The sequence below is a fragment of the Mesorhizobium sp. P2_C5_2 genome (genome assembly GCF_056404535.1).
In genome coordinates this window covers 34354-57563 of sequence record NZ_JBFUDV010000006.1, presented here as the reverse complement: position 1 = coordinate 57563, position 23210 = coordinate 34354, and the positions used below count along the sequence as shown (strand labels likewise).

Annotated in this window: 21 protein-coding genes; 18 read left to right on the top strand and 3 right to left on the bottom strand. The window is 63.4% G+C overall.

Translation table 11 applies throughout. The features are described 5' to 3' along the window. Positions 1-84 precede the first annotated feature (84 nt). The 6 genes from AC1D1B_RS24000 to AC1D1B_RS23975 all read left to right on the top strand — a co-directional run bounded on the left by AC1D1B_RS24000 (position 85) and on the right by AC1D1B_RS23975 (position 6031). Positions 85-2379, top strand: a complete 2295-nt coding sequence (locus AC1D1B_RS24000) for a bifunctional salicylyl-CoA 5-hydroxylase/oxidoreductase (protein ID WP_477334993.1) — start codon at positions 85-87, stop codon at positions 2377-2379. Further along, positions 2376-3149 (top strand): SDR family NAD(P)-dependent oxidoreductase, encoded by a 774-nt coding sequence (locus AC1D1B_RS23995; protein WP_477334991.1) that lies wholly within the window; start codon positions 2376-2378, stop codon positions 3147-3149. The genes AC1D1B_RS24000 and AC1D1B_RS23995 overlap by 4 nt, the downstream gene beginning before the upstream one ends. Further along, the gene (locus AC1D1B_RS23990; protein WP_477334989.1) at positions 3143-3613 is read left to right on the top strand and encodes a MarR family winged helix-turn-helix transcriptional regulator; all 471 of its coding nucleotides are present in this window, start codon (positions 3143-3145) and stop codon (positions 3611-3613) included. The genes AC1D1B_RS23995 and AC1D1B_RS23990 overlap by 7 nt, the downstream gene beginning before the upstream one ends. Further along, complete coding sequence (locus tag AC1D1B_RS23985; protein WP_477334987.1) at positions 3610-4422, top strand: enoyl-CoA hydratase family protein; 813 nt, start codon at positions 3610-3612, stop codon at positions 4420-4422. Before AC1D1B_RS23990 ends, AC1D1B_RS23985 begins: the two co-directional genes overlap by 4 nt. Next, positions 4422-5570: an acyl-CoA dehydrogenase family protein gene (locus tag AC1D1B_RS23980; protein WP_477334985.1), complete on the top strand. Its 1149-nt coding sequence runs from the start codon at positions 4422-4424 to the stop codon at positions 5568-5570. Before AC1D1B_RS23985 ends, AC1D1B_RS23980 begins: the two co-directional genes overlap by 1 nt. Positions 5571-5635: 65 nt before the next feature. Continuing rightward, positions 5636-6031 (top strand): RidA family protein, encoded by a 396-nt coding sequence (locus AC1D1B_RS23975; protein ID WP_023667806.1) that lies wholly within the window; start codon positions 5636-5638, stop codon positions 6029-6031. Here the strand turns inward: AC1D1B_RS23975 and AC1D1B_RS23970 are convergent, their stop codons facing one another. Continuing rightward, entirely contained in the window at positions 6032-7123 is a 1092-nt protein-coding gene (locus tag AC1D1B_RS23970; protein WP_477335404.1) for an LLM class flavin-dependent oxidoreductase, read from the bottom strand. Positions 7124-7247: 124 nt separating this feature from the next. Here AC1D1B_RS23970 and AC1D1B_RS23965 point away from each other — a divergent pair, with 124 nt between their 5' ends. The 5 genes from AC1D1B_RS23965 to AC1D1B_RS23945 all read left to right on the top strand — a co-directional run bounded on the left by AC1D1B_RS23965 (position 7248) and on the right by AC1D1B_RS23945 (position 12403). Then, positions 7248-8024 carry an HpcH/HpaI aldolase family protein gene (locus AC1D1B_RS23965; protein ID WP_477334983.1) on the top strand — a complete coding sequence of 259 codons (777 nt, stop codon included), beginning with the start codon at positions 7248-7250 and terminating at the stop codon, positions 8022-8024. A 141-nt stretch (positions 8025-8165) separates the two neighbouring features. Then, entirely contained in the window at positions 8166-9365 is a 1200-nt protein-coding gene (locus AC1D1B_RS23960; RefSeq protein WP_477334981.1) for a pyridoxal phosphate-dependent aminotransferase, read from the top strand. Between the two features lie 77 nt (positions 9366-9442). Beyond that, a complete protein-coding gene (locus tag AC1D1B_RS23955; RefSeq protein ID WP_181060038.1) occupies positions 9443-10240 on the top strand; it encodes an ABC transporter substrate-binding protein in 798 nt (265 codons plus the stop codon). Positions 10241-10391: 151 nt separating this feature from the next. Further along, entirely contained in the window at positions 10392-11066 is a 675-nt protein-coding gene (locus tag AC1D1B_RS23950; RefSeq protein WP_115144620.1) for an amino acid ABC transporter permease, read from the top strand. 47 nt (positions 11067-11113) lie between these two features. Further along, complete coding sequence (locus AC1D1B_RS23945; protein WP_477334979.1) at positions 11114-12403, top strand: cysteine desulfurase-like protein; 1290 nt, start codon at positions 11114-11116, stop codon at positions 12401-12403. An 8-nt stretch (positions 12404-12411) separates the two neighbouring features. On the opposite strand, the gene AC1D1B_RS23940 is transcribed toward AC1D1B_RS23945, so the two are convergent. Further along, the gene (locus tag AC1D1B_RS23940) at positions 12412-14373 is read right to left on the bottom strand and encodes a 3-hydroxyacyl-CoA dehydrogenase NAD-binding domain-containing protein (RefSeq protein ID WP_477334977.1); all 1962 of its coding nucleotides are present in this window, start codon (positions 14371-14373) and stop codon (positions 12412-12414) included. A gap of 254 nt (positions 14374-14627) precedes the next feature. After that, the gene (locus AC1D1B_RS23935) at positions 14628-15209 is read right to left on the bottom strand and encodes an amino acid synthesis family protein (protein ID WP_477334975.1); all 582 of its coding nucleotides are present in this window, start codon (positions 15207-15209) and stop codon (positions 14628-14630) included. 199 nt (positions 15210-15408) lie between these two features. Here AC1D1B_RS23935 and AC1D1B_RS23930 point away from each other — a divergent pair, with 199 nt between their 5' ends. The 7 genes from AC1D1B_RS23930 to AC1D1B_RS23900 all read left to right on the top strand — a co-directional run bounded on the left by AC1D1B_RS23930 (position 15409) and on the right by AC1D1B_RS23900 (position 23188). Further along, the gene (locus tag AC1D1B_RS23930) at positions 15409-17214 is read left to right on the top strand and encodes a helix-turn-helix domain-containing protein (RefSeq protein ID WP_477334973.1); all 1806 of its coding nucleotides are present in this window, start codon (positions 15409-15411) and stop codon (positions 17212-17214) included. 192 nt (positions 17215-17406) lie between these two features. Beyond that, positions 17407-18399 (top strand): flavin reductase, encoded by a 993-nt coding sequence (locus AC1D1B_RS23925; protein WP_477334971.1) that lies wholly within the window; start codon positions 17407-17409, stop codon positions 18397-18399. Then, positions 18396-19907, top strand: coding sequence for an aldehyde dehydrogenase (locus tag AC1D1B_RS23920; RefSeq protein ID WP_477334969.1), 1512 nt, complete (start codon positions 18396-18398; stop codon positions 19905-19907). Before AC1D1B_RS23925 ends, AC1D1B_RS23920 begins: the two co-directional genes overlap by 4 nt. A 28-nt stretch (positions 19908-19935) precedes the next feature. Then, positions 19936-21009, top strand: coding sequence for an LLM class flavin-dependent oxidoreductase (locus AC1D1B_RS23915; RefSeq protein WP_477334967.1), 1074 nt, complete (start codon positions 19936-19938; stop codon positions 21007-21009). Next, positions 21009-21839 carry an alpha/beta fold hydrolase gene (locus AC1D1B_RS23910; protein ID WP_477334965.1) on the top strand — a complete coding sequence of 277 codons (831 nt, stop codon included), beginning with the start codon at positions 21009-21011 and terminating at the stop codon, positions 21837-21839. Before AC1D1B_RS23915 ends, AC1D1B_RS23910 begins: the two co-directional genes overlap by 1 nt. After that, complete coding sequence (locus tag AC1D1B_RS23905) at positions 21832-22218, top strand: carboxymuconolactone decarboxylase family protein (RefSeq protein WP_477334963.1); 387 nt, start codon at positions 21832-21834, stop codon at positions 22216-22218. Before AC1D1B_RS23910 ends, AC1D1B_RS23905 begins: the two co-directional genes overlap by 8 nt. 136 nt (positions 22219-22354) lie before the next feature. Continuing rightward, positions 22355-23188, top strand: a complete 834-nt coding sequence (locus AC1D1B_RS23900) for a transporter substrate-binding domain-containing protein (RefSeq protein WP_477334961.1) — start codon at positions 22355-22357, stop codon at positions 23186-23188. The last annotated feature ends 22 nt before the right edge of the window (positions 23189-23210 follow it).

The following is a 23210-nucleotide window of genomic DNA, read 5'->3' as shown; positions in this document are numbered from 1 at the left end:
CATTCGGTGCGAAACTTTAAGCTTGAAATATTTTATCTCTGGCGCGATACTTGGGATGCAGCAAGCGAAGAGGAGATCGCACGGATGAAGGTTGCGGTTCTCGGCGGCGGACCAGCTGGCCTCTACTTTGCCATTTCGATGAAGCTCAGAGACGCCGCGCATGAGGTCACGGTGTTCGAGCGCAACCGCGCCGACGATACGTTCGGCTGGGGCGTCGTGCTGTCGGCCGAAACACTCGACAACCTTGCCAAGAACGACCCGGTCAGCGCTGTCTGGATCAAGAAGCATTTCGCCTATTGGGACGACATCGCCGTCATCCATGACGGCGTGCGCACGGTCTCGTCGGGTCACGGTTTTTGTGGCATCGGCCGCAAACGGCTTCTGATCCTGCTGCAGCGGCGCGCGCGCGAACTCGGCGTCAAGCTGATGTTCGAAAGCGATATCGCCGACCCTCAGCCCTATATGGAGACGCATGATCTGGTCGTCGCCGCCGACGGGCTGAACTCAAGGGCGCGCAACACTTTCGTCGATGTCTTCAAGCCCGACATCGACACCCGCAAATGCAAATTCGTCTGGCTCGGCACCAACCAGAAATTCGACGACGCCTTCACCTTCATCTTCGAGAAGACCGAACATGGCTGGGTGTGGGCGCACGCCTATCAGTTCGACAGCGAGACGGCGACTTTCATCGTCGAGTGCAGCGAACAGACCTGGGCTGCCTTCGGCTTCGGTGCGATGTCGCAGCAGGAATCCATCGCCGTCTGCGAGCGCATCTTTGAGAAACATCTCGGCGGCCATGCGCTGATGACCAATGCCAATCACATCCGCGGTTCGGCCTGGATCAATTTCCCGCGCGTGCTGTGCGAGCGCTGGTCGTACAAGAACCTGGCGCTGATGGGCGACGCGGCGGCCTCGGCGCATTTCTCGATCGGCTCCGGCACCAAGCTCGCATTGGAAAGCGCGGTGGCGCTGGCCGAATATGTCAAAACCGAACCGGACCTCGACGCGGCCTTCCGCAAATATGAGGATGCCCGTCGCACCGAGGTGTTGAAGCTGCAGTCGGCGGCGCGCAATTCGCTGGAGTGGTTCGAGGAGGTCGAGCGCTATCTCGGCCTCGATCCGGTGCAGTTCAACTATTCGCTGCTGACCCGGTCGCAGCGCATCAGCCACGAGAATTTGCGGCTGCGCGATGCCAAATGGCTTGAAAGCGCCGAGGAATGGTTCCAGCGCCAGGCGGGGGCAGGCGGCAACAGGCAGCGCCGGGCGCCGATGTTCGCGCCGTTCAAGCTGCGCGAGATGCAGCTCAACAACCGCATCGTCGTTTCGCCGATGGCGCAGTACAAGGCCGTCGACGGCTGCCCGACGGACTGGCATTTCGCCCACTATGCCGAGCGTGCCAAGGGCGGCGCCGGGCTTGTCTATATCGAGATGACCTGCATCAGCCCGGAAGGACGCATCACGCCCGGCTGTCCTGGCTTCTATGCGCGCGAACATGAGGTGGCGTGGAAGCGGCTTGTCGACTTCGTCCACACCGAGACAGAGGCGAAAATCTGCGCCCAGATCGGCCATTCCGGAGCCAAGGGGTCGACCCGTGTCGGTTGGGAAGGCACCGACGTGCCGCTCGCCTCGGGCAATTGGCCGGTCATGGCGGCCTCGGCGATTGCATGGTCGCCTGAGAATCAGGTGCCGAAGGCCATGGACCGCGCCGACATGGACAGGGTGCGCGACGAGTTCGTGGCCTCCACCGAGATGGCAGATCGCTGCGGCTTCGACATGCTGGAGATCCATGCCGCGCACGGCTACCTGCTGTCGTCCTTCATCACGCAGGTCACCAACCAGCGCACGGATGAATATGGCGGTTCGCTGGAAAATCGTATGCGCTATCCCTTGGAAATCTTCCATGCGGTGCGCGCCGCCTGGCCGGCGCGAAAGCCGATCTCGGTGCGAATTTCGGCCAATGACTGGGTCGGCATCGAGGGTGTGACGCCGGCCGATGCTGTGGAGATCGCGCAGATGCTGCACGAGGCAGGCGTCGACATATGCGACGTCTCTGCAGGCCAAACCTCGATTGCCGCCAAGCCTGTCTATGGCCGCATGTTCCAGACGCCGTTCTCGGACCGCATCCGCAACGAGGTCGGCATGGCGACGATGGCGGTCGGCAACATCTACGAGCCTGACCATGTCAATTCGATCCTGATGGCCGGCCGCGCCGACCTGGTAGCACTGGCGCGGCCGCATCTCGCCGATCCCTACTGGACGCTGCATGCGGCCGTGACGCTCGGCGACCGTGGCGTCAAATGGCCGGATCCCTATCTGCCCGGACGCGACCAGATCTACCGGTTGGCCGAGCGCGATGCGGCGGCGGGGCTGAAAGTATGACGACGGCCTCAGCGATCTCCGGCAAACATGCGCTGGTCACCGGCGGCGGCTCCGGTGTCGGTCGGGCCATCGCACTCGTGCTGGCCGAGGCCGGCATCGAGGTGACCATATGCGGGCGGCGCGACGCCGAGCTTGCCAAGGTGGCCGGCGAGAACGGCCGCATCCACGCCATGTCAGCCGATGTTACCAACGAGGCGGCGATGACATCGCTCTACGCGCAAGCGGAGGCCGCACGCGGCCCGTTCGACATCGTCGTCGCCAATGCCGGCATGGCCGGCAGCACGTCGGCGCACAGAACCTCGCTTGCCGACTGGCAGCGGACGCTCGACGTCAATCTGACCGGCGCCTTCCTGACGGTGAAGCCGGCGCTGGCCGGCATGGCCGCGCGCAAGGCAGGCCGGATCGTCTTCGTCGCGTCGACTGCAGGACTGAAAGGCTACGCCTATGTCGCGCCCTATGTGGCGGCCAAGCACGGCGTGGTCGGGCTGATGCGGGCGCTGGCGGCCGAGACGGCGAAATCAGGCATCACCATCAACGCCGTGTGTCCGGGTTTCGTCGAGACCGACATGCTGGAAGCATCCGTCCAGCGCATTGTCGAAAAGACCGGCCGCTCGGTTGACGAGGCGCGGGCGAGCCTTGCCTCGACCAACCCGCAAGGCCGCTTCATCCAGCCGCAAGAAGTTGCCGCGGCGGTGCTTTGGCTGTGCGGCGATGCGGCGGCGTCGATCACCGGACAAGCAATTTCGATCTCAGGAGGCGAAACATGGTAGCCGGCCCATTGCCCGCGCCCTCGGGACCCGGCAAGGACCGGCTGCGTCTTTGGATCAGGCTGCTGCGCGCGTCGCGCACGATCGAGGCCGAACTGCGCGAGCGCCTGAAGAAAGAATTCGATACGACGCTGCCGCGTTTCGACGTCATGGCTGCCCTCTACCGCGCGCCGGAAGGCATGCTGATGAGCGATCTATCGCGCTTCCTGCTGGTGTCCAACGGCAATGTCACCGGCATTGTCGATCGGCTGGTTTCGGAAGGGTTGGTCGCGCGCGCGCGCCGCAATGGCGATCGCCGCACGTCAATGGTGCGACTGACCGATGAGGGTTCCAGATCCTTTGCCGCAATGGCCGCGGCGCATGAGGGGTGGATCGGCGAATTGCTGGGAAAGGTCAGCGAGGAGGATGCCCGCCGGCTGACCGGCATGCTGACCTCGTTCCGCAGCAACTGGGAGGGACGCGAATGACTGCGATGGCCGGCCTCAAGCCGAAGCACTTCCTCTGGGAGGTCGAAGGCAGGATCGCCAGGGTGCGGCTCGACCGGCCGGAGCGCAAGAACCCGCTGACCTTCGACAGCTATGCCGAACTGCGCGACACGTTCCGCGATCTCGTCTATGCCGACGACGTCGACGCCGTGGTGTTCCTGCCCAACGGCGGCAATTTCTGCTCGGGCGGCGATGTCCACGACATTATCGGCCCATTGGTCAAGATGGACATGAAGGAGTTGCTCGCCTTCACCCGCATGACAGGCGATTTCGTCAAGGCGATGCTCAACTGCGGCAAGCCGATCATCGCGGCGGTCGACGGTGTCGCGGTCGGCGCCGGCGCCATCATCGCCATGAGCGCCGACATTCGCATCGCCACGCCGGAGGCCAAGGCCGCCTTCCTGTTCACCCGCGTCGGCCTTGCCGGCTGCGACATGGGCGCCTGCGCGATCCTGCCGCGCATCATCGGCCAGGGCCGTGCCGCAGAACTGCTCTACACCGGCCGCACGATGACAGCTGCGGAAGGCGAGCGCTGGGGCTTCTACAACAGGCTGGTCGATGCGGCGGCGCTCGAGACCGACGCACTCGATATGGCGGCGCGCATCGTCTCTGGCCCGACCTTCGCGCACGGCATCACCAAGACGCAGCTCAACCAGGAATGGTCGATGGGCCTCGACCAGGCGATCGAAGCGGAAGCGCAGGCGCAGGCGATCTGCATGCAGACGCGTGACTTCGAGCGCGCCTACAAGGCCTTCGTGGCCAAGGAAAAACCGGTGTTCGAGGGCAATTGATGGCTGACAAGAGTTTCCTCAACTGGCCGTTCTTTGAAGATCGCCATCGCGAATTAGCCGAAAGGCTGGAAGCATGGTGCGTGAGAAACCTGCCCGTCGATCATCATGACGTCGATGCCGCCTGCCGCGAGCTGGTGGCCAAGCTTGGCCGCGACGGCTGGCTGAAGCCGACGGCGCTCGATACCGACAATCCCGGACCGCTCGATGTCCGCACTTTGTGCATCACGCGCGAGACGCTGGCCCGCCATGACGGGTTGGCCGACTTCGCCTTCGCCATGCAGGGGCTCGGCACCGGTGCGCTCAGCCTGTTCGGCACGCCCGACCAGCAGCAGTGGCTGGCAAAGACCAGGGCCGGCAAGACGATCTCGGCCTTCGCACTGTCGGAGCCACGCTCCGGGTCGGATGTCGCCAACACCGAAATGACGGCGACTCGCGACGGCGACGTCTATATCCTCACCGGCGAGAAGACCTGGATTTCCAATGGCGGCATCGCCGATCTCTACGTCGTCTTTGCCCGCACCGGCGAGGCGCCGGGCGCCAGGGGGCTTTCCGCCTTTCTCGTGCCTGCCGACACCAAGGGGCTTGGCATCGCCGAGCGCCTCGAAGTGATCGCGCCGCATCCGCTGGCGCGGCTTTCCTTCGACAAGGTCCGGGTGCCGGCGTCGGCGCTGATCGGCAGACCGGGCGACGGTTTTCGCATCGCCATGTCGGTGCTCGACGTGTTCCGCTCGACGGTCGGCGCGGCGGCACTTGGCTTTGCCCGCCGGGCGCTCGATGAAAGCATCCGCAGGGTGGCCGAGCGCAAACTGTTTGGCGCGCCGATGGCAGAACTGCAGATGGTGCAAGGCCATGTCGCCGATATGGCGCTGGACGTCGATGCGGCGGCGCTTCTGGTCTACCGCGCTGCCTGGACCAAGGACATGGGCGCCGCGCGGGTGACCCGTGAGGCGGCGATGGCCAAGCTGTTCGCCACCGACAAGGCGCAAGAGGTGATCGACAAGGCTGTGCAACTGCATGGCGGCGACGGTGTCCGCAAGGGCCATATCGTCGAGAGCCTGTATCGCGAAATCCGCGCGCTGCGCATCTACGAGGGCGCTTCCGACGTGCAGAAGGTGGTGATCGCACGGCAGGTGATGGGCGCGGCCTGACGGCGAGATATCGACGGGCATTCGATTTTGAGACTTGGTTTTTAGGACTACCGGGGAGGCTTGAAATGCACGAGATCCTGCAGCCGGAAGGCTGGGCGAAACCGGTCGGCTACGCCAACGGCATAGCGGCGCGCGGCAGGCTCGTCTTCGTCGGTGGACAGGTCGGCTGGAACGGGCAGTGCCAGTTCGAGACCGACGATTTCGCCGGCCAGGTGCGGCAGACGCTGCAAAACATCGTCGCCGTGCTAGCAGAGGCCGGCGCCGAGCCACGCCACATCACCGCGATGACCTGGTATTTCACTGACAAGGCCGAATATCTCGGCAACCTAAAGGGAATAGGCGAAGCCTATCGCGAGGTGATCGGCCGGCATTTTCCGGCGATGGCCGCCATGCAGGTGGTGGCCCTGGTGGAAGATCGCGCCAAGATCGAGATTCAGGCAACCGCCGTTATTCCAGATTAGTTAGCCGCGAAGCCCGGCATGCCTGAGCAGCGGCAACACATGGTCGCAGAAATAGGGCAATTCCCTAGTGTAGTTGACGAAGGACAGGGCGATGCCCTGGTAGCCATGCCCGGCAATCGCGGCCATCTCGGCGGCAATCGTCTCCGGCGTTCCAACCAGCGGGTAGGTGCCGGCGCCGCCTGCGAAACGCTGCCGGTAGCGGTCATAGGCATGCGGGTCATGCGACTGCGAGAACTCCTTCTTGCCAGCCATATGGGCATCGACCGCGTCGTGGTCGGCCAGATCGACGGCATACCGGTTGTAATAGTCCTGCGCCTCTTTCATCGTTGGGCGGCAGACGACATGCGCCACCGTGTAGACGCCAACATTGCGGCCAACCTTGTCGGCCCGCTCGCTGATGTCGGCGACATGCTTGCCGGCATCGCTCATCTCGGAAAAGGTGGTGAACAGATAATCGCATCGGGCGGCGGCGAAATCGCGGCCTGGGCCACCGAAAGCGGCGTTCATGGTCACCGGGCGCGGCACCTGCAGGCTGGCCGGCCGGCTGACCGCTTCCTTCAAGCGATAATAGATGCCTTCGTAATCGAGTGGCTCGCTCGACGCGTAAAGCCGCTCCAGAACTTCGATCCATTCCGCGGCCTGCTCATAGCCCTTTTCGACCAGCGGTGTGCCGAACATGCCGAATTCCTTCGGGTTCCAGCCGCAGACGATGTTCAGGCCGGCGCGGCCCTGGCTGATATGGTCGACCGTTGCCAGTGCCTTGGCAGCATAGAGCGGATGCACCAGCGGCACATGCACGGTCATGAACAGGCCGATCTGCTCGGTGGCCACCGCCAGAGCTGCTGCCCAGGTGAAGGTCTCGAACGACCATTCGCGCACCTTGTTGCGGCCGCCAAAGCCACGCCAGCGCGCTATCGGCAGGATAAATTCCAGCCCGGCGCGGTCGGCGATCTGCGCTGCCGTCAGATTGTCCTGCCAGCTTGCCGTCCAGCGTTCCGGCACATCGGTGATGGCCAGACCGCCATCGGCATTGGTCGAGAAGACGCCGAGCTTCAGTTTGTTCGGGCCGTGCAGGGGATGCGTTTTGATCATCATGGGAACTCGTGGCGGGAGACCCACACGCTAGGCCCGCCCAAAAATATTTCAAGCCTGAAATAGCTTCGCCTCGCTGCCGATTGCGGTTATGAATTTGGACCAGACGAAAAAGGGGATGGAGATGAGCGAGTTCCGTCAGAAGTGCATCGGCAAGGCCAATCTCGTCGGCTCCTTCGCCGCCATTCCGCATCCCGTCGCGGTCGAAGTGATGGCGCTCGCCGGCCTCGATTTCCTCTGTATCGACTGGGAACATGCCCAGATCTCGCGCGACACGATCGAGACCATGGTGCGCGCGGCCGACGTCCACCGCGTGCCGGCGATGGTGCGTGTTCCCGGCCATGCGCCGGAAGCCATTCAGGCGGCACTCGACAGCGGCGCCCAAGGCGTGCTGGTGCCGCGCGTTTCAACTGCCGCCCAGGCTGCGATAGCGGTGAAGGCCTCGCGCTATCCGCCGCTGGGCGAACGCGGCGTCGGGCCAGGCCGCGCGGCCGGCTATGGCTATCGCATTCCCGAATATCTGGCCGCCGCCAATGACAGGATCGTCGTCGCGATCCAGGTCGAGACATCGGAAGGGCTGGCCAACATCGAGGCGATCGCTGCCGTCGACGGTGTCGATGTGATCTTCGTCGGCCCCGGCGATCTCTCGGTATCGATCGATGCGGTTGGACCGAAAGGCGCCGACAAGCTCAACGAGGCGATCGGGACAATCATCCGCGCGACGATCGCACACCACAAGGTAGCCGGCATATTTTGCGCCAGCCCGCAGGCGATCAGCCGGTGGGCAGCGATCGGCGCAAGCTTCTTCATGCTGGCCAGCGATACGATGTTTCTTGGCGCCGGCACAGCGGCCAACTGCACCGCCGCGCGCGCCGAGCTGGGGCGAGAAGGGCGGGACTAGGTAAAAACTTTTTAAGCTTAAAACTTTTGCCTTGAAAAGCGCCGCACTTTGGATAGCATCCAAAGTGGATGGCGACTGCCGTGCCGGAGGGGCTAGCCGGACAGTCCATCATGGTGCTCCGGGTGGGAGGGGTTTCAGTCCTTGTCGTTCATACTGCCCCAGTCATCGTCCAGCGCTCGCTACGCTTTCGACGGCGTGCGCGCCCAGATTCGTGACCTGCACACCGAAAACATCGCCAACCTTGCCGTGCGCGCCCGCGAACTGGGCGACGTGATTGCGCTCTGGTACGGCGAAGGCGACATGGTGACGCCGGCCTTCATCCGAGACGCCGCCAAGGCTGCCTTCGACGAAGGCCAGACCTTCTACGTTCCCAACATGCGCGGGCACGGCCCGCTGAACGAGGCGCTGTCGGAATACCAGACGCGCATTCACGGCCGCTCGATCCCGATTGCGCGCACCACCGTCACGCCGGGCGGCATGCAGGCGCTGTACCTGGCGCTGGAGCTGCTGGTCGATACCGGCACCAATGTTGTCTATGTCGCGCCGCAATGGCCCAACATTCATAACGCCATCCATCTGATCGGCGGCGAGCCACGGCCGTTTTCGCTCGACTTCAAGGGCGACTGGAAGCTCGATCTCGACCGGCTGTTCGCCACTTGCGACGCGCGTACCCGCGCGATCTTCCTGTCGACGCCGTCCAACCCGACCGGCTGGACCGCGTCGCGCGAGGAGATGCAGGCGCTGCTCGATTTCAGCCGGCGCACCGGCATCTGGATCATTTCCGACGAGGTCTATGGCCGGCTCTATTTCGACGGCGATGTTGCCCCTTCCATCCTGCAGATCGCCGAGGACGGCGACCGCGTGCTGTCGGTCAACAGTTTTTCGAAAGCGTGGGCGATGACCGGCTGGCGCGTCGGCTGGCTGACGCATCCGTCGGGGGTGGCCGACCAGCTTGGCGCCATGACGCAGTATATCAACAGCGGCACCGCCGCGCCGATCCAGGCCGGCGCTGTCGCCGCCATCCGCCAGGGCGAGCCGCTGGTCGAGGAGATCAGGCAGCGGATCAAAACCGGCCTCGACCTTGCCTACGACAGGCTGGCCCAGATTCCCGGTATCATCCTGCCGACAAAACCGCGGGGCGGCATGTATGCCTTCTTTGCCATGGACGGAGAGAGCGACGCCCGGCAGGCCTGCGCCAAGATATTGGAGACGGCGCACGTCGGGCTGGCGCCCGGCCACCTCTTTGGAAATTCGGCAGCGGCCTTCCTGCGGATGTGCGTGTGCCGTGAACGCGACCAGATAGCGACCGCGCTCGAGCGCATGGTCGCCGCCATGAATTGACGCCCCGCTGGGAGGTGGGACGGCAACAAACCGTGCGGGAGCAAACCCGCCCGATCAACAACCAGAGGGAACAAAAAATGAGCTTCACTCGTCGCAACCTGCTTCTTCTCGCCGCCACGATCGGCATCGCTGCCGGCCCGGCCACCGCCTTTGCCGCCGACGTGCTCAATGTCGGCGCCTACCCGACCAATCCACCCTTCGAATACAAGAACGAGAGCGGCACCTTCGAAGGCTTTGAGGTCGACATCGTCAACGAGGCGGCCAAGCGCATCGGCATGACCACCGACATCGCCGACCTCGGCTTCCAGGCGCTGTTTGCCGCCACCACCTCGAAGCGCATCGACGTTGCCATATCCTCGATCACCATCACGGCCGAGCGACTGAAGTCGCAGTCCTTCACGCAGCCCTATTACGATTCCGATATGGGCATCGCCACAAAGACCGACAGCGCGATCAACACCGAGGCCGATCTCAAGGGCAAGATCGTCGGCGTGCTGTCCGGCTCGACCGGCGAAAACTGGGTCAAGGAGCACCAGGCGGCCGACGGCTTCAGTGATGTGAAGGGCTATGACACGCAGCAGAACCTGCTGCTCGACCTCAGCGCCGGCCGCGTCGACGCTGCCGTCAGCGACATTCCGGGCATGGAATATTCCTTCACCAAGATGAAGGACCTCACCGTGAAGGAGCGCATCAAGACCGGCGAACAGTACGGCCTGATGATGACCAAGGACCATCCGCTGCTCGGCAAGCTGAACGACGCGCTGACGGCGATGAAGAAGGACGGCACGATCGCCGCGATCCACAAGAAGTGGTTCGGCAGCGACGCGCCAGCCGATTCCTCGACCGTGAAGGAAATGCCGCTGCCCAAGGCCTGAGCGGCATTGCACCTAAATCGTGCCGGCTTTCCAGGCCGGCACGATTCATTTCACGCTCCAGCGCCTGCTGCCGCACGGACAGCCTCATCGTAGGCGAGGTCGATTGGTTTTAACGTGAGCATCCTTTGCTCTGGGGTTCGGGAACGCTCCCATGTCGCTGATCGACACCTTCTTCAATCCTGACGTGATCATGTCCAGCCTGCCGGCGCTGCTGCGCGGCTTCCTGAACACACTGCTGCTCGGCATTTTGAGCATCGGCATCGGCATTCCCATCGGCCTGGTCATCAGCCTGTTGCGGCTCTATGCGCCGAAACCGGTACGTTGGCTGGCGGTCGGCTACACCGACATCTTTCGCGCGCTGCCGGTGCTGGTCGTGCTGATCCTGATCTACTACGCGCTGCCCTTCCTCGGCATACGCCTGTCGTCCTGGGCGTCGGCGGTTACCGCGTTCGCCTTCATCATGTCGGCCTACTCGGCCGAAGTGTTCCGCTCCGGCATAGAGAGCATTCCGAAAGGCCAATTCGAGGCATCGCAGGCGCTTGGCCTGCCGTTCCTTTTAACCTTGCGCAAGGTAGTGCTTCCGCAGGCGATCCGCGTCGTCATCCCGCCGATGACCAGCAACTGCGTCTCGATGTTCAAGGACACGTCGCTCGCCTCAACCGTGGCGCTGCCCGAACTCTTGAAGGAAGCGACCAACGCCCAGTCGCTCTACGCCAATCCCTCGCCGCTGATCGGCGCGGCGCTGGTCTATCTCATCTTCCTCTGGCCGATGGTCCGCCTCGTCAGCCTGCTCGAAGACCGCTTCAAGACCGAGAAGACGCGCTGACCCGCCAACCGATCTCCACCCGCCAAATTCTTCGCAGGAGCGTACCCGTGAACAAGCACCAAACCGACAATGCGAACGCCGCTGCGTTCCCCGTCGACACCATCCGCGCCATGTTTCCCGCCTTGCAGCAGGCCGGCGATTTCATCTTCATGGACAACGCCGCCGGCGCACAGATCCCGCAGAGCGTGCTCGACGCGGTGACCAACCATCTGGTCTCGCACAATGTGCAGCGCGGCGGCCGCTATGGCCGCTCCGTCACGGTCGACCAATCGGTTGCGGATGCGCGGACGAGCGTGGCACTGCTGATCAACGCCTACAGTCCGTCGGAAATCTGCTTCGGCATGAACGCCACTTCGTTCATCCGTCTGGTCAGCCTCGGCATCGGCCAGATGCTTGCCAAGGACACAGATGGGGCGCGCGACGAGATCGTCATCACCGACATGGACCATGACGCCAACATCGCGACGTGGCTGGCGCTGGAGTCCGCCGGAGCCAAATTCAAGTGGTGGCGCATGCGCGAGGACGGCAATCTGCATGTCGACGACCTCAAGCCGCTGGTTTCGGAGCGCACCCGCCTGGTCGCCTGCACGGTGACCGCGCATTCGATCGGCTCGATCGTCGACGTCGCCTCGGTGGCCAGGATCGCCCACGCTGGCGGCGCCGAAGTGTTCCTCGATTGCGTGCATTACGGACCGCACGGGCTGATCGACGTGCAGGCCTGGGACTGCGATTATCTCGTCTGCTCCGGCTACAAGAATTTTTCGCCGCATATGGGCTTTCTGTGGGGCCGCTTCGAAACGCTGAAGCGGCTGCCGACCTTCCGCGAGGATTTCATTCCCGACGAGCCGCCCTACAAGGTCGAGGCCGGCACCTTCATCTACGAAAACGTCTCGGGCATGGATGCCGCCGTGCAGTACCTGGAACTGATCGGCCGCAATCTGGCGCCCTCCAACAACCGTTCGCGGCGAGACAATATCGTTGCCGGCATGGGTGCCATCCGCGACTACGAAATGCTCTTGGCGCGCGAGATGCTCGCCGTGCTCAAGGGCTGCGATGCCACGATCTACGGCGTCGCCGAGGAAGCCCGCATCAACGAGCGCGTGCCGACCTTCTGCTTCAACATCGGCAAGCTGTCGCCGCAGCGGATCGTCGAGGAAATGGCGGAGATGCAGATCGGCATCCGCGACGGCCACATGTACGCCCCGCGCCTGATGAAGCGGCTCAACCTGGAGATGGACAGCGGCGCCATCCGCGCCTCGCTGGTCCACTACAACACGGTAGACGAGGTCAGGCGTTTCGGCGAAGCGCTGCGCGCCGTCATCGCCAAGCTGTCTTAGCTTGATCCTCAGATGTCTCCGGCGTGGAACATTGGCCCGCCCTTGTGGGCCGGGAAGCCGTAGCCGTTGATCATCACAAGATCGATGTCGGAGGCACGCGCCGCGATGCCTTCGGCGAGCAACGCCTTGCCCTCGTCGGCCATTGCCGCCAGCAGGTGTGTGACGATCTCGTCGGCCGAAAAGCGGCGCGGCACGATGCCCTTGGCCGCCCGCACGGCCTCGATCAGCGCCGTCACCTCAGGGTCGGTCCTGCGCTCGCCGTCCGAATAATCGTACCAGCCGCGCCCGGTCTTGCGGCCGAAGCGGCCGGTCTCGCACAACCGGTCGGCGATCTCGACATAACGCGCTTTTGGATCGCGCATGGGCGCTTGCCGCTTGGGCCGCGCCCAGGCTATCTCCAGTCCAGCCATATCGTTGACGGCGAAGATCCCCATCGGGAAGCCCCAGGCCTCCAGCGCGGCGTCCACCTCATCGGGTGCTGCGCCATCCTCCACCATGAACTCCGCTTCGCGGCGGTAGGCCGAATAGATGCGATTGCCGATGAATCCCTCGGTAACGCCGCACACGACAGGCAGCTTGCCGAGCTTTCTGACGAAGGCGATCGCCGAGGCGAGCACATCGGGCGCCGTCGCCGCACAATCCACGACTTCGGTGAGCCGCATGATGTTGGCCGGGGAGAAAAAATGCAGGCCGACGATCCGTTCGGGTCTGGCGGTTGCCGACGCGATCTCGTTGGGGTTGAGGTAGCTGGTGTTGGTCGCAAGCATGGCGTCCGGGCGGACGATACGATCAAGCTTCCGGAAGAGTTCGGTTTTTACCGTGAGGTCGTCGAACACCGCCTCGATGACCAGATCGGCCTGCGCCAGCCTGCCGGCATCGCTGGCCGCTTCAAACCGGCTCAGAGCCTCTCTGCGCGCATGATCGGTGAGACGGCCTGATTGGACCGACTTGTCGAGAAGACCGGCGATACGTTCGTATCCTTTTGCCGCCGCCTCGTCGGTCTGTTCGATGCCGATCACGCGATAGCCCGCATTCAAGGCCGAGACCGCGATGCCTGCACCCATCAGGCCGGTTCCGACGATGCCAACGGTCTCGACCTTGCGAGGCGTGACACCCTCCAGCCTGTCGACTTTGCTGGCTTGCCTCTCGGCAAAGAAGACGTGGCGCAACGCTGCCGCTTCGCGGGAATCCCGGAGCCGCAGGAATGTAGCGCGTTCGTCCGCGAGACCGTCCTCCAGTCTGGCCGAGGACGCAGCCTGGACCAGTCTCACGGCTTCTGCGGGCGCGATCTGTCCACGGCTGCGAGAAAGCACCTTTTTTGCGGCTGCCGCGTCGGCCTCAGGCTGCGAGTGCGGGACGGAAAGCGCGCCCGTGCGCCGCAACGGTTGGTCAACGCGACGATGGGCGGCATCGAGCGCGCCTTTAGGGAGATCGTCTGCAATGGCATCGATCAGACCGAGAGTGAGGGCCTCGTCGGATGTCGCGATGCGACCCGTGCCGATCAGGTCAATTGCGGCGACCGTGCCGATGAGGCGGGGCAGGCGTTGGGTTCCGCCGGCCCCGGGGACGATTCCGAGCTTGACCTCGGGCAGGCCGAAGCTGGCCGCCTTGCTGGCCACGCGGTAGTGGCAGGCCAGCGCAATCTCGCAGCCGCCGCCGAGCGCCGCGCCGCCGACTGCCGCGACGACCGGTTTAACGAAGCTCTCGATCGCATTGATCACGTCAGGCAGTGTGGGCTCGATAGAGGGCTTGCCGAATTCCTTGATATCGGCGCCACCGATGAAAGTGCGCCCAGTGGCGGTCAGCACCACGGCAGACACTTCATCCGACGCCGCACGCCCGAGCGCAGCCATCAACCCGGCCCTGACATGGAAGGAGAGGGCGTTGACGGGTGGATTTTCGATCGTGACGATGAGAGCGCCATCGACGATCTCGCCTGTTACACTCTCGGAAAATCGTGCTGTGTTCATGGAGTTTTGTTCCGGAACGACGGCAAATCTTCCTCCTCCTGCTCTCCTGCCAAATGCCGCGGTGTCTCGGCTCGGACGAATGAAGCGCCATGGGATTCTTCATAAAAACTTCAAGCTTAAAATAATCAGAATTCAAAAAACTTCAAGCCTATACCAAGTCGACTGCAAAAGGCGTCGCGACCACCTCGTTCGAGCAAAGACCGTCGCCAATGTTACCTGCCAGGCATTCTGACGCTTGATCGCCGAGCGACTGCTTAGGACCCGCTCTCCGCTTCCATTTCGGCAACATCCTGAAAGCGGTCGGCGATGCGGGCGTGCACCCGTCCGCCATTGGCGGCGCCGATGGCAACCAGCACTTCATCGGCGCTCGGCGCATCGGCGATCTGGAAGTTCGCGGTGATGAAATGCGAGCGCCTTCCGTTCTCGCTCTTGTGCATCATCGGCAGCGACATCAGCGCGCCGCCCGCGTTTCTGGTGTTGCAGAATTCGAGATAGGTGGTGCCGCCAACCGCGTCGCGGAACAGATTGCCGAAGCGCAGCGTGTGGATCAGCGCCGAGGCGTGTTCGATCTCGCCATTGAGACCGACCGCGGCAGCCTTGCCGTAGGATTCGATCTCGGCCGGCGGCATCAGGGCGATCAGCCGTCGGGTCAGTTCGGCGCCGAGCTTGGGCGCGACGTCAATGATCTCGGGGCGAAGGTTCTCGACGAAGCCGCGGCCCGCCCACGGGTTCTTCAACACGGCTGCGACGACGATCGATGTGACCGGCTTGCCGGCCGCCTTGCCGCCTTCGATCAGAACCTCGTCGATGAAGGTGCAGATTTTCCTGATTTCCATTCGCTCCAGCGGCCTTTCCTCAAGCAGAATTCAGGGCAGGCTAGGGGAGTGGCCGGCCAGGCGTCTTCCTCTGCTTCGGAGGAAAAACGGGATGTCTCGCTCTCGGAAGACGTGTAGCTTCGCACGGTCGCGAATTGCTTATATCGGCGCGCGGAGCGCCAACAGGAAACAGATTGCCCAGCCGGAAAAAGATCGCAGCGTGAACCACCAGTCGCAAATCCTGTCGTTGCGGGACGCCGCCAGCCTGATCAACTCCGGCGGCGACCTGAGCACTGTGCTGCGCGATCTGGTTCGGGCCGCCTGCCGGCACGCCAAATGGACCATGGGCTCGATCATGAGCATCGATGCGCCGCATGGCCATGCCTATGTCATCGTGCGCCATGACCCGACGCTGATCCAGCGGCCGCTGCCTGATCGCTGGGAACTCGCCACCAGCCCGTCGATCATCGCCCTGCAGCGCAACGAGCCGGTCTACATCAGGGATGCCCGCGTTTCGGAGGAGTTTTCCGGCTACCGCAAGGAAGCGTTCGAACGCGATTACCGCAGCGTCCTAGTGATGCCGATGAGTTGCGTCGACGAGGCGGAGCGGCCGATGGTGCTCAGCGTCGTCTCCCGCGAGATCATGGAGGTCACCGCCGATGACCTCGCCTTCATCGGCATGATTGTCCATCTCGGCGAAATCGCGGTCGAAAAACAGCACAAGCTGCGTGAGGAAAAGCGGGCCGCCGAACGGCTGCAGAAAGCCTTGCAGGCTCATACGTCGCTGCTGCAGCAGGCCTTGGCGGAAAGTTCGGTGCCATCGCTTGCCGGCAAGATCGCAGCACTTGTGCCCAACCCTGTCGTCGTGGTCGATTTCACCGCCAACCTGATCGTTGCCAGCCGCACGCCGAGCGAGAAGCATTTCGACGATGAGGCCTGGCAACTTGCCGCCAACACCAGCCTGCACCGGCAGATCATGAAGGCGGCGCGGTCGGCGGTGGATCGGCCGCAGAACGAGGCCCATACGTTCTTCCTCGACGACGGCACGCGGCGTCTGCGTCTCACCGCCAGGATCGAGCCGCTGAGCGTCGATGCGGAAGCAGTCGGTGCGCTGGTCATTTTCACCATGCAGGAGCCGTTCAGCCAGTTGGACCTGCTCTTGCTCGACAGCGCCAAATTCGCGCTCAGCGTCCAGATGATGCGCAGCTTCATCCGTTTCCGATTCGAAACGCGAACACTGACCGAACTGTTCATGGAGGTTGTCGAGCACCGTTGGCACGACGCCGCCGATGTGATGCAGCGGGCGCAACGGCTTGCCATCGGCCTGGCGTCGCCGCAGCAGATGATCGTCATCGACCTGCCTGAGGCAGCAAAAGGCAGCGCGGGACGTTCCGTAGATCCTCATCATGCAGTGATCCGGCTGCTGCAGCAGAATTCGGTCGCAGCCGGCATCATCGTTGTCGACAACGGTCTCGTCTGCCTGATCCCGGCTGAGCTGGGTGAGGACAAGGAGCGTGTCGCCAAGCTGCTGCGCAAGATCGCCGAGGAACTGGGGCGATATTTCGGCCAGGAGCCGTTCGTCGTTCTCTCCGGTCCCTGCTCGAAACTTGCGGACTATCCCGCCGCCTGGGAGCGCTGCCTGCGCATGATCCGCATCGGCCGCTCGTTCGGCCGCACCGGAGTGTTTGCCAGCCAGGATTTCGGCCCGCTGCCGATGCTGGTCGCAGCCGCCGATGTCGAGGACGTGCGCGGTTTCGTGCAGGACAGTGTCGGCGCCATTGCCGACCACGATCGTCAGCACGGCACGCCCTACATGGAAACGCTGTTTTCATACCTGCGCGAAGGGTGCCGCAGCCAGGCTTGCGCCGACGCCATGGGCCTGCATGTGACGACCTTGCGCTACCGCCTGACGCGCATCCAGGAACTGTTCGGCGTCGACTTCGATACGCCCGAGCGACGCTTTGCTTTCGAACTCGCCATCCGTTTGCGCGAGGTCATCGACAACAGCGCCTCATCAGAAAAATAGCATCATTTTTGGCACCTGCCGCGCAGCCGTTTCCCGACTGGAAAAACGGCCCTGTCGTTTGCGTTGCTGGCCTCCATCTTTGCTAGCAAACACAGCAGCGGCATCGCCGCCCGTTCCTATCAACAGGAGGAAGAACAGCTCGAAACCAGCGGCTAACGTCTCATGCGATCCGAAGAGGAAACACGAGGCGAGATGCTCACGACCCCGCAGCCGACGATCGATCCGATCGCCCTCAGAAGGGCCTTCGGAACCTTCGTGACCGGCGTCACGGTGATCACCACCTGCGACAGCGACGGCACGCCGCGCGGCATGACGGCGAACTCCTTCACATCCGTTTCGCTCGATCCGCCACTGCTTCTCGTCTGTGTCGGCAAGGTAGCCGCCAGCTATGCAGCGTTCAACGCGTCCGACTCTTTCGCGGTCAACCTCTTGCATGAGGGGCAAACCGACGTTTCGGCGGTTTTCGCCTCGAAGGCGCAAGACAAGTTCAGTGCCGTCAGCCATGACCGCGTCCACACCGGTGCGCCTATCCTCAATGAGTGTCTCACCTGGTTCGACTGCACCGTGCACAATCGCGTGGATGCCGGCGATCATGTCGTGCTCATCGGCGCCGTGCAGGCCTTCGGCACCAGCCCGTCGGCGCCGCTTGGCTTTTGCCGGGGCCGCTATGCCTCGGTGAAGGATCCGCTGCCGCCGGGCTGGCTTGCGTCCCACTCCATGATCGTCGGCTATCTCATCGAAGCGGACGGCAACATCCTGTTGCGTTCTGACGGCAAGGGCGGCTGGGTGCTGCCGAGCGCCAAGAGCCGCAAGGCGGAAAACGAACTCAAGCTTGAAGGCGGCGATGCGCTGACGCTGCTGCCGGACGAGACGTTCCTCTATTCGGTGTTCGACGTTGCCGACAGCGACCCTGGCTACCTCATCTATCGCGCCCGCCTGTCCGGCGCATCCGCTGCCTTCACCGTGCCCGCGGGGTTCCGGTTCTTCCCGTTGGCGGACCTTCCCTACAACGACATTCCAGCCCGTGAGATCCAGGCGCTGCTGCGTCGCTACAGCCGCGAGCGGCATGACGACCGCTTCAGCATCTTCATGGATTCGGGTGATGGCGGACGTCTGGCGCGGATCGATGGCGGCTCGCAGCCATGGACGCAAAGCCCGCAGGACACTGAGCAGGAAAAGCCATGAAGACATCCGTCAAATCGCTCGAGAATTCACGCCAGCAGCTTTTCATCGGCGGCGGTTTCGTCGCCCCGAAAGCCGGCCAATACATTCCGAGCTACGATCCGACGACCGCCAAGCCGTGGTATGAACTGGCCGAGGCCGACGCATCCGATGTCGATGCCGCCGTGGCCTCCGCGCGCGCCGCCTTTGCCAATCCGGCATGGCGCAGGATGACCCAGACCGACCGCGGCAAGCTTGTTTACCGCCTGGCGCAGCTTGTGCTCGAGCATGCCGACGAACTGGCGCTGATCGAGACGCGCGACAATGGCAAGCTGCTAAAGGAGATGCGGGCGCAAATGCGCGCCATGCCGGACTCCTACAGCTATTTCGCGGGGATGGCCGACAAGCTGCTGGGCGACACGATACCCGTCAACAAGCTCGACATGCTCAATTTCAACATGCGCGAACCGCTCGGCGTTGTCGGCATGATCACGCCATGGAATTCGCCGCTGATGCTGCTCACCGGCACGCTGGCGCCTTGCCTTGCCATCGGCAACACCGTGGTCATCAAGCCGTCGGAACATGCCACCGCCTCGACGCTGGCGCTGGCCGAGCTGATCATGGAAGCCGGCTTTCCCGCTGGCGTCGTCAACGTCGTGACCGGCACCGGCGCCAGCGCCGGCGACGCGCTGACGCGCCATCCCGGCATCGCCAAGATCGTCTTCACCGGCAGCACGGCCACCGGCCGGCGCATCGCCACCAACGCGGCTGCCAATCTGGTTTCCTGCCAGATGGAGCTTGGCGGAAAATCACCGCATGTCGTTTTTGCCGATGTCGACATGGACCATGCCGTCAACGGCGTCGTCTCCGGCATATTCGCCGCAGCAGGCCAGAGCTGCGTTGCCGGATCGCGCTGCTTTGTCGAGGCCAGCGTCTATGACCGGTTCATCGATGCACTGGTCGAGCGCGCCAAACGCGTGAGGGTAGGGCATCCCTTGAACGACGATACCGACATGGGACCGCTGGCGCTTTCAGCACAGCTTGCCAAGGTCGAGAGCTATGTCGCCTCGGGCGTGCGCCAGGGCGCGAGGATCGCGGCGGGCGGCCGCAGGCCGCAATCCGCCGAGCTTGCCGGCGGCTGGTATTTCGAGCCGACCGTCATGGTCGATGCCCGCAACGACATGGACTTCATGCAGGAAGAGATTTTCGGGCCGGTCGTCGGCGTCATCCCTTTCTCGTCGGAAGAGGAGATGACCGCGCTCGCCAATGACACGCGCTACGGCCTGTCGTCCGGCATCTGGACCAAGGACATCGACCGCGCGCTGCGCTTTGCCCGCAACGTCGATGCCGGAACCGTCTGGATCAACACCTATCGCGCCTCGTCCTTCATGTCGGCCAATGGCGGCTTCAAGGAGAGCGGCTATGGCCGCCGCGGCGGGCTTGACGTGATGGAAGAGTTCTCTCGCCTGAAGAACATCATGATCGATTATTCCGGGGCCATGCAGGACCCGTTCGTCATTCGTCTGCGCTGAGCCGACCACAAAGTACGGGACAGGAAAAATGAAATTTGCGGTTTCGCTGACCATGGAGCGCTTCTCGCCCGACATGCCGATGTCGAAGGTGAAGAGCAATCTGCTCGAGCTGGCGCAGATGGCCGACGAGGGCGGTTTCGAGACGCTGTGGACGGCCGAACATCACACGATCGAATGCACTATCTCGCCCAATCCGCTGATGACGCTGACCTGGCTGGCGCAGCACACGCAGCAGATCCGGCTTGGCACCTCGACGCTGGTGGCGCCCTACTGGAGCCCGATCCGTCTGGCCGGCGAAGCCGCCCTTTGCGACCACCTGACCGGCGGCCGGCTGGAGTTCGGCATTGCCCGCGGCTCCTACCAGTATGAGTTCGACCGTATGGCCGGCGGGATGCCGCAGCAGGAGGGCGTCGCCTATCTGAAGGAACTTGTGCCGGCGGTGAAGAAACTGTGGGCCGAAGACTATGCGCATGACGGCCAGTTCTGGAAATTTCCGCTTGCTGCCGGCGTGCCCAAGCCTCTGCAGACGCCGCATCCGCCGATCTGGGTCGCGGCGCGCGACCCAGGCACGTTCGGCTGGGCCGTCGGCATCGGCGCCAACATCCTGTCGACTCCCCTGTCGGCGCCCGCCGCCGAGATTGCCGTGCTCGGCGAAAAATTCCGCAAGGCGGTCGCCGACCATCCGGAAGTGCCGCGCCCACGCCTGATGATGCAGCGCCGCACTTGCATCTACGACCGCCCGGAGGACTGGGAAGTCGCGGTCCGTCACGCCATCGACTATGGGCGCGCCTTCGAAAACCTGTTCCAGAATATCGGCACGGTGAAGAGCGGTTTCCCCGAAGCGGTCCCCTATGAAAGCGTCAAGGGCAAGGACAATTATAATCCCGAGAGCATCCGCAAGAACCTGATGTTCGGCACACCCGACGAGATCATCGAGAAGCTTGAGGACTACGAGGCCGCCGGCGTCGACCAGTATTGCCTGGGGCTGACCTTCAACCTGCCATTCGAGCTGCAGAAGAAGACCATCCGGCTGTTCGTCGACGAGGTCATGCCGCACTTCGCGGCACGCAATCGCGCCAAGGCCGTCGCGGTGGGACACTGATGGCAATGACGGCCGGCACCTTTGTCCATGGCGATGTAGCACTGAACTACCGTGTCGACGGCAACGGGCCGCGGAAGCTTGTCTGCATCCATGGCGTCGGCTCCTATCTGGAAGCCTGGGGCGGCGTCGTCGCCCGCCTGCCGGATGAGTTCACGGTACTCACGTCCGATCTGCGTGGCCACGGCCGGTCGGCCCGCATCAAGGGCCGCTACGAGATCGACGATTTCGTCGGCGATATTTTGGCCCTGGCTGATCATGCCGGCTTCGCACGCTTTCATCTGGCCGGCTTTTCGCTCGGTGGCCTGATCGCGCAGCGCCTGGCGCTGAGCCGCCCGGAGCGGCTCGACCGGCTGGTGCTTTTGTCGACAGTCGCTGGCCGCTTGCCGGAAGAACGACAGGCGGTTCTGGGGCGTCTTGCCGCTTTGACCGCAACCCAACCGAGCACGCATCATGCGGCCTCGCTGTCGCGCTGGATCACCGAGGATTTTCAAGCGCGCAATCCGGATGTGATTGCGGAGCTGCGCCGGCGCGACGCCGAAAACGATCCAGCATGCTACGCCGCCGCTTACCGGGTGCTGGCCGAGACCGATTTTGGCGGCATTCTCGATCAGATCAGGGCGCCGACGCTGATCGTCACCGGGGAGGATGATCAGGGATCCAATCCGCGCATGGCGCGCCATATGCACGAACAGATCCGTGGCTCACGGCTGGAAATCCTGCCGGGCCTGCGACATTCGATCCTGGTCGAGGCGCCCGAACTGGTCGCCGGCCTGATGGCTGATTTCCTGAGCGACCATTCACAACGGGCGGGGGCACCCAGTCATGGATAGTGAGCTGCAAAAGGCCGGCGAGGCGGCCCGTCGTAAAGTTCTCGGCGACGACTATGTCGAGCGCGCAATCGGCAATGCCGACGATTTCTCGCGGCCGTTCCAGGACATCCTCAACGAGTATTGCTGGGGCACATGTTGGACCGACGGAGCTCTCGACCTCAAGCAGCGCAGCCTGCTCAATCTCGGCATGCTTGCCGCTTTGGGGCGGATGCATGAATTCGGCGTGCATTTCCGTGGTGCGATGCGCAATGGCCTGAGCGACGACGAATTGCGGGCGGCGCTGATCCAGATTGCGGTCTATTGCGGCATTCCCGCTGGTGTCGAAGCCTTCCGGGCCGCGCGTGCGGCGCGCGACGAAGCAAAGGCCGACACGCGATGACACCGGTTTCGAAAGCCGGCGCCAGCTTACCATCGTTCCGAGCAATCGGCGCGACAAACCTCCTCTGCCTCGCCGGAAGACGGCGACAGCGGTCTCATCTCTAAATTAGCAACAACAACAAAGGGGAACGGAACACATGAAAACATATCTGAAACTGACGACGCTGGCGGCTTCGCTTGGCTTGGTCCTGGCGACGCTTCCGGCGCAAGCCGGGGCGGTGCTCGATCGCGTGACCACGGCCGGCACGCTCAAGGTGGCCACCGACGCCAACTGGGCGCCGCAGTCCTTCGTCAACTCCAACAATGAGCTGGACGGCTTCGACGTCGACGTCGCCAAGGAGATCGGCAAGCGCATCGGCGTCAAGGTCGAGTTCGTGACGCCGGGCTGGGACATCATCACCGCCGGCAACTGGGTCGGCCGCTGGGACATGCATGTCGGCTCGATGACGCCGACCAAGAAGCGGGCCGAGATTTTCGATTTCCCGGCGGTCTATTACTACACCCCCGCCGCCGTTGCCGTTCACAAGGACAGCAAGGCTACGTCGCTCAGCGATCTGGACGGCAAGGTCGTCGGCGCGACGACGACATCGACCTTCGAAGCCTATGCCAAGAAGGATCTGACGCTCGACGCCGCCGGCGCGCCGCCCTTCGAATACAAGCTCAACCCCAAGGAAGTGCACTCCTACGAGAACTCCACCACCGCCTTTGACGACCTGCGGATCGGGGATGGCGTGCGGCTTGACGCCGTCGTGTCGTCGCAGCCCAGCATCGTCGATGCAGTGAAGGCCGGCTATCCGATCAAGCAGATCGGTGAGCCGGTGTTCTACGAGCCACTGGCTGTTGCCATCGAACATGGCGACCCGGAATTCTCGGCCAAGATCGCCGATGCGGTCAAAGCGATGAAGGCCGATGGCACGCTCGGCACGCTCTCCAAGAAATGGTACGGGGTCGACTATTCCATCGTGAGATAGTCTCGACTTTCGCTGGTGGCCC

Coding starts and splice junctions, on each gene's coding strand:
- AC1D1B_RS23900 (WP_477334961.1), top strand. CDS start 22,355: ATGAAAACATATCTGAAACTGACGACGCTGGCGGCTTCGCTTGGCTTG.
- AC1D1B_RS23915 (WP_477334967.1), top strand. CDS start 19,936: ATGAAATTTGCGGTTTCGCTGACCATGGAGCGCTTCTCGCCCGACATG.
- AC1D1B_RS23995 (WP_477334991.1), top strand. CDS start 2,376: ATGACGACGGCCTCAGCGATCTCCGGCAAACATGCGCTGGTCACCGGC.
- AC1D1B_RS23985 (WP_477334987.1), top strand. CDS start 3,610: ATGACTGCGATGGCCGGCCTCAAGCCGAAGCACTTCCTCTGGGAGGTC.
- AC1D1B_RS23975 (WP_023667806.1), top strand. CDS start 5,636: ATGCACGAGATCCTGCAGCCGGAAGGCTGGGCGAAACCGGTCGGCTAC.
- AC1D1B_RS23935 (WP_477334975.1), bottom strand. CDS start 15,209: ATGGAAATCAGGAAAATCTGCACCTTCATCGACGAGGTTCTGATCGAA.
- AC1D1B_RS23925 (WP_477334971.1), top strand. CDS start 17,407: ATGCTCACGACCCCGCAGCCGACGATCGATCCGATCGCCCTCAGAAGG.
- AC1D1B_RS23980 (WP_477334985.1), top strand. CDS start 4,422: ATGGCTGACAAGAGTTTCCTCAACTGGCCGTTCTTTGAAGATCGCCAT.
- AC1D1B_RS23920 (WP_477334969.1), top strand. CDS start 18,396: ATGAAGACATCCGTCAAATCGCTCGAGAATTCACGCCAGCAGCTTTTC.
- AC1D1B_RS24000 (WP_477334993.1), top strand. CDS start 85: ATGAAGGTTGCGGTTCTCGGCGGCGGACCAGCTGGCCTCTACTTTGCC.
- AC1D1B_RS23940 (WP_477334977.1), bottom strand. CDS start 14,373: ATGAACACAGCACGATTTTCCGAGAGTGTAACAGGCGAGATCGTCGAT.
- AC1D1B_RS23955 (WP_181060038.1), top strand. CDS start 9,443: ATGAGCTTCACTCGTCGCAACCTGCTTCTTCTCGCCGCCACGATCGGC.
- AC1D1B_RS23970 (WP_477335404.1), bottom strand. CDS start 7,123: ATGATCAAAACGCATCCCCTGCACGGCCCGAACAAACTGAAGCTCGGC.
- AC1D1B_RS23990 (WP_477334989.1), top strand. CDS start 3,143: ATGGTAGCCGGCCCATTGCCCGCGCCCTCGGGACCCGGCAAGGACCGG.
- AC1D1B_RS23905 (WP_477334963.1), top strand. CDS start 21,832: ATGGATAGTGAGCTGCAAAAGGCCGGCGAGGCGGCCCGTCGTAAAGTT.
- AC1D1B_RS23950 (WP_115144620.1), top strand. CDS start 10,392: ATGTCGCTGATCGACACCTTCTTCAATCCTGACGTGATCATGTCCAGC.
- AC1D1B_RS23910 (WP_477334965.1), top strand. CDS start 21,009: ATGGCAATGACGGCCGGCACCTTTGTCCATGGCGATGTAGCACTGAAC.
- AC1D1B_RS23965 (WP_477334983.1), top strand. CDS start 7,248: ATGAGCGAGTTCCGTCAGAAGTGCATCGGCAAGGCCAATCTCGTCGGC.